The organism is Streptomyces colwelliae (assembly GCF_048158785.1).
GTDB lineage: Bacteria > Actinomycetota > Actinomycetes > Streptomycetales > Streptomycetaceae > Streptomyces.
In genome coordinates this window covers 1-5038 of sequence record NZ_JBLTJC010000559.1, presented here as the reverse complement: position 1 = coordinate 5038, position 5038 = coordinate 1, and the positions used below count along the sequence as shown (strand labels likewise).

The window sequence follows — 5038 nt, the reverse complement described above, 5'->3', positions numbered from 1 at the left end:
GGTCGGGCGTCGGGATGGGGGGCCGGTACGATGATCCGACCCCTGTTCGATCGGGATGTGGGGGCTGTGAGTAGCTGAGGAGATGCGTGCCCGTGCCTGCCTCCAAGGTCTGGGTTACCGGTCTGACGGTGGGAGCGATCGCCGCGGTCACGGTCCTGGCCGTCCAGGCCGACAAGGGGCCGCACCCGAAGGCGTCCGCCGCCCGGCCGAGCGCCTCGGCGTCCGCGCACGCGTCCACGTCCCCGAAACCGCACGCGACGGCCGCCGCCGTACCGGCCTCCTCCGGTACCGGCCGCCGCATCGTCTACGCCGTCGGCCAGAAACGGGTCTGGCTGGTCGACGCGAGCGACAAGGCGGGCCGTACGTTCGCCGTCTGGCCGGGCACGGTGAGCCCCGACCCGGGCACGTACACGGTGTCGGTCCGCAAGGACGCCACGACGGGATCCGACGGCGTCCAGATCGAGAACATCGTCTACTTCGCCACCAAGTCCGGCCTCAACATCGCCTTCTCCAACGCGGTGGACGGCTCCTCACCCCCACCGGCCGCGGGCAAGCAGACCGGCGGCGTCCGGATGGACAAGGCGGACGGGGCGGCGCTGTGGGCGTTCGGGACGACGAGCACGAAGGTGATCGTGGTCAAGTAGCCGACCGGTCCGCCGTCAGCTGCACGACGACCAGCACGACCCGGCTCTTCATCCCGCCGGACCCGCATCAGATCGTCGTCCTTGAACGCTCACCGCTCGGATCAACAGGGTGTCCGCGACGCGCGGCCCTTCGCTGGCCGACGGGAGCACGTCGACGCTGGTGTCCGTGAACCCGGCCTCGTCCAGGACCTTCATCCAGACGTGCTCCTGGAGCACCCAGCGGCGCAGTGTGCTCGCTTCCCCCTCCGGGGTCTTCGCCGGGACGGCGGAGGCCACGACGTCCGGCTGCGCGGGGGCGCCGCCCAGGTAGTGCGCCAGAGTGGAGAACACCAGTCGTCCGCCCGGCTTGAGCGCGGAGGCCGCTGCTGACAGCAGGTCGGGCGGGTCGGTGAAGTCGAGGGCACCGAAGACGCTGTACAGCACGTCGTATGTGCCGGCCGCCGCCCGCAGATGCGACACGGCGTCGGACGGCACGATGCGCAGGCGTGGTGCGAGGTGGCCGAACAGATCGACAGCCAGCTCGTGCTGTCCTGGCGAGGCATCCACAGCAACGACCCGAGCGGGTTCGTGATGGCTGACGAGGTGGGCGGCGTGCCGTGCGGCCCCGGAGCCGAGGTCTCCGACGACCAGTCCGGACAGATCACCCAGCACTTCCGGGCCGGGGCCGCCGTCCTGGCCCCAGTTCCAGCGGAAGGCGTCGGGGACCGCGCGGTCGCGCTCGGCGCGGGTGCGGCCGTAGTGGTGCCAGAGATCTGAGGGGGTGGTCGTCACCCGGACAATCTTGGCGAGCCGGGTCCGGCGTCGGGCCTGTTCCGGAAATTCCCACTCCCCCGTGCGGCGGGCTCCGGCCGGGGCCCGCCGCACCTCTTGGTCAGTGCGAGTCGTTGCCCGGGTGGCAGGGGCCGCACTCGGCGGCGTCCGTCCACAGTGACAGGTCGACGTCCCAGCCGTCGGACGCGATGACGGTCGCCGTCTTCATCACCGAGCCGTCGTTCTTCATCTCGACCTTGGGCACGTGGTGCAGGAAGTGTCCGCCGTTGAAGCGGTCGCACAGTTCTGCGTACGCCACGGTGTCGAGGATGATCGCGTGGACGCCGATGTCGACGAGTTTGCTCGGGGCGAGCCCCAGGGATTCGCCCCGGTGCCTCATCGCGGTGAGCAGGTAGGCGTAGCCCTGTCCGAGGACCCGGCCGGCCATGGCCGAGTCGTACGGGTAGTCCCGTACGAGGAGTCCGACCTGCGTCTCCCACAGATCGGTCGGCAGGACCTCCCGTACGGAGCGGGCCGGGCCGGTCATCGGGTGCACAAGAGCCGTTGTCATGATGCCTCCGTTGGACGGTGCCCCGCGTTTCGGGGCGCTGAGCCAGCACACCGCGCCGAACGGGCCAGATGCGATCAACTAACCTTCTGCGCAAGGGCTTTGCACGGTGTGCAAGCGACCTCGACGGCCCCGCTCCGCACCCGTAGCGTGAAAGGCCCCAGCCGTGCGGTGTGGGAGGGGCCCGTGCCCGTTGACCCGCTCTGGAACAGCACGAGAGCACGCGAGTTGGCCGTGCAACGGCGCCCTGGCGCGCTCATTCGCCTCGGCCGCGAACACCGCGCCTGGACCCTCGCCGCCCTCGGCGACCGGCTCGGCTGCTCACCGGCCACGGTCTCCCGGCTGGAACGCAGCACCAGGGTCGTCGATCTGACCCTGGTGCACCGCGCCGCGCTCGAAGTCGGCGTTCCGCGACACGTCCTGGTGAGTTCTCTCGCGCCACCCACCTCGACGGTATCGACGGCCACTAGAGTGACGGCCAGTCCGCACGCCGAGGAGGACCCGATGCGCCGCCGTACGCTGCTCACCGCCACGGCAGCCGCCGGACCGGCCGCCCTGCTGCTGGGGGTGGACGAGGCCCTGGCCGACACCCCCGCACCGACCGGCGCCGGACCGCTGGACGCCCGGCTGGCCGCCGCCCGCGACCTGTACGACAAGGGCACGCACGCGCCTCTGCTCGCCGCCCTGCCCGGCCTCATCGCCGACGGGCACGTCGCCGCCTCCTCCCGCCGGGAACTCGATCAGGCCCGGCTCTCCTCCGTCTACAGCCTCGCTGCCGCCGTGCTGAGCAAGCTCGGCTCCTACGAGCAGGCCCGACTCACCGCGGACCGCGCCCGCACCTGGGCCGAGGTCTCTGGTTCCCCCCTCGCATCGGCAGCCGCAGTCCGGGAGTTGGCGATCGTGCTACGCCACCAGGACCGTGGCGAGGAGGCCCAGCGCCTCATGTCGGCGGCGGCCTCCGGGGTACAGGCGACCGGACTGCGGACCGACGCGTCGGCGTCGGCGTACGCGCAGATGCTCTGCACCCTGGCCTACACCGAGGCCCGGGGCGGCCACCGCGCCGAGGCCCTCGCGATGACGGAGGAAGCCCGCCGCGCCGCGAGCCGATTGCCTCAAACCGCCCCGCCGGGTCGCCTGTTCCCCATCAGCCCGGCCGCCGTCGACCTGTACGCGGTCGGAGTGCACTGGGCGCTCGGCGATGCCGGCGCGGCCCTGGAGGCGGGAAAGAACCTGCGCCCCGCACAGTTCCCGACCGCCGAGCGCAAGGCCCGCCTGGGCACCGACATGGCACGAGCATGGTGGGCATGGCAACGCCCCGAGCAGACCGCCCAGGCACTGCTCTCCGCGTACCGCGCCAGCCCGGCAGAGGTCCGGGACCGCCCCGCGATCCGCAGCATCGTCCACGAACTGGCAGAGCGGCACCCGCGTACGACCGGTGTCCGCGAGTTGTACGCCGCGGCTGTACGTCAGTAGGACGCGAAGGCCACGAACTCGGTCCACGCGTCATCCGCGAAGGCGAGTTGGGCGCGCTGCGTGTTCTTGGAGTCGCGTACGTGGACCTTGGTGTCTGCGGGGGCTATCGCGATCTCGACGCACTCCGGGCCGTCGTTGCTGCTGTAGCTGCTCTTGAACCAGTTCAGCTCGGGGGTCATGTCTCTTCTCCCATGACTTTCTCGATGAAGGCCAGCGACTCCCGGGGCGTGAGAGCCTGCGCCCGGATCATGCCATAGCGCATCTCAAGGACCTGAACCTCCTTGGCGTCGCTGATCAGACGGCTGTGAAGCTGGCCCTCTGAGTGCCCGAGTGTCTTGCCGTTTCGGAGTTTCAGCAGTTGGAGCGATCCGGCCATGCCTGCGTGGTCCTCGCGGTCGTTGGGCATCACCTGGATCTCGACGTGTCGCAACTTGCTGATTTCCAGCAGGTGTTCGAGCTGTTGCCGCAGCACCATTCTGCCTCCGAGGGGTCGCCTCAGCGTTACCTCTTCCTGGACGAAGGTGAGAAGCGGTGATGGCTTGCGCTCGAAGACGGCCTTGCGCGCCACGCGCGCGGTGACGTGCCGATCGATCTCCCCCTCCGTGTACGCAGGGCGTCGCATGACGTACAACTCCCGTGCGTAGTCCGGGGTCTGGAGCAGACCGTGGACGTGGTGGCTGGCATAAGCCCCCAGCTCTGAGGCTTCGTCCTCCAGGTTTTTCAGATCCCGGACCTTTTTCGGGTACCGGGCCTTCTCCACGTCCTCCTTCATCGCGGAGATCTTGCCGCCCGCTTTCAACACCTTGTCCGCCTTGTCGAGGAACTCCGGCTTGGGTGCTCGCCGCCCCCGCTCCACCGACGAGACCATCTCCGCGCTGTACCCGATCTCGACCCCGAACTCCGCCTGCGACAGCCCGGCGGCCTCCCGCCACATCTTGATCTGACGGCCTACCGCCTTCAGTACGGCCGCCGACTCCTCGTCCTCCACACCGCCCACCTCTCGTGCACGAGCCGGACGACTCCGGACAGCACCCGGACAGTCGCGCTCCGTACCGACGTGAATGCTGTTCAGGGTAGACAGGAGTGGCCACGCTGAGTGATGTGAACGAAGAAATCACCCAAGCCGCCTCCCTGGTACGGCACTTCACCGTGCTGTTGTCCGCAACGCGCGGGGGATCCCGCCTCGCCCGTCTCCTCACGGAACGTCAACTCGCCGACGGGGGGCTGCCGTCCGACGCCGCGGAACACGTCGTCGCCGAACTCGCCGCGAACGCCGTCGTTCACGGGCGGGTACCCGGACGCGATTTCAGGCTGACCCTACGGCTCGACGCATTCGGCACGCTCCGTATCGAGGTGACGGACGCCCGGGGCGATCGGGTCCCCCATGTCCCGAACTCGGCCTCGGTGTGGGAGGAATCGGGGCGCGGGCTGGTGCTCGTGGCCGCGTCCGCGGAGCGTTGGGGTGTCGATGAGGCACCGGCCCCCTGCAAGACCGTGTGGGCCGAGCTCGTGTCCGGGTCGCCGCCGCCGTTCTGGAGAGCCTCACCGGTGCCGAATGGCCACGCCACACCGTGCCCCTGGTCGTCGAGGCGCCCCTGCGCTG

6 protein-coding genes and 1 pseudogene are annotated in these 5038 nt (G+C 69.9%); 3 read left to right on the top strand and 4 right to left on the bottom strand.

Features of this window, described 5'->3' with window-relative positions:
- Positions 1 to 92 precede the first annotated feature (92 nt).
- Entirely contained in the window at positions 93 to 644 is a 552-nt protein-coding gene (locus tag ACNFOC_RS50775) for a hypothetical protein (protein WP_416965763.1), read from the top strand.
- Between the two features lie 48 nt (positions 645 to 692).
- On the opposite strand, the gene ACNFOC_RS50770 is transcribed toward ACNFOC_RS50775, so the two are convergent.
- Positions 693 to 1415, bottom strand: a complete 723-nt coding sequence (locus tag ACNFOC_RS50770) for a class I SAM-dependent methyltransferase (RefSeq protein WP_416965762.1) — start codon at positions 1413 to 1415, stop codon at positions 693 to 695.
- Positions 1416 to 1515: 100 nt separating this feature from the next.
- A complete protein-coding gene (locus ACNFOC_RS50765) occupies positions 1516 to 1965 on the bottom strand; it encodes a glycine-rich domain-containing protein (protein ID WP_416965761.1) in 450 nt (149 codons plus the stop codon).
- 183 nt (positions 1966 to 2148) lie between these two features.
- Here ACNFOC_RS50765 and ACNFOC_RS50760 point away from each other — a divergent pair, with 183 nt between their 5' ends.
- Positions 2149 to 3435, top strand: a complete 1287-nt coding sequence (locus ACNFOC_RS50760) for a helix-turn-helix domain-containing protein (RefSeq protein WP_416965760.1) — start codon at positions 2149 to 2151, stop codon at positions 3433 to 3435.
- On the opposite strand, the gene ACNFOC_RS50755 is transcribed toward ACNFOC_RS50760, so the two are convergent.
- Together ACNFOC_RS50755 and ACNFOC_RS50750 are read right to left on the bottom strand one after the other, a co-directional pair.
- Complete coding sequence (locus ACNFOC_RS50755) at positions 3429 to 3614, bottom strand: DUF397 domain-containing protein (RefSeq protein WP_416965759.1); 186 nt, start codon at positions 3612 to 3614, stop codon at positions 3429 to 3431. The genes ACNFOC_RS50760 and ACNFOC_RS50755 overlap by 7 nt on opposite strands.
- The gene (locus ACNFOC_RS50750; protein ID WP_416965758.1) at positions 3611 to 4423 is read right to left on the bottom strand and encodes a helix-turn-helix domain-containing protein; all 813 of its coding nucleotides are present in this window, start codon (positions 4421 to 4423) and stop codon (positions 3611 to 3613) included. Before ACNFOC_RS50750 ends, ACNFOC_RS50755 begins: the two co-directional genes overlap by 4 nt.
- A 113-nt stretch (positions 4424 to 4536) precedes the next feature.
- Here ACNFOC_RS50750 and ACNFOC_RS50745 point away from each other — a divergent pair.
- Positions 4537 to 4953 (top strand): annotated as a pseudogene (locus ACNFOC_RS50745) (ATP-binding protein); the annotation flags it as partial.
- Positions 4954 to 5038: the final 85 nt, after the last annotated feature.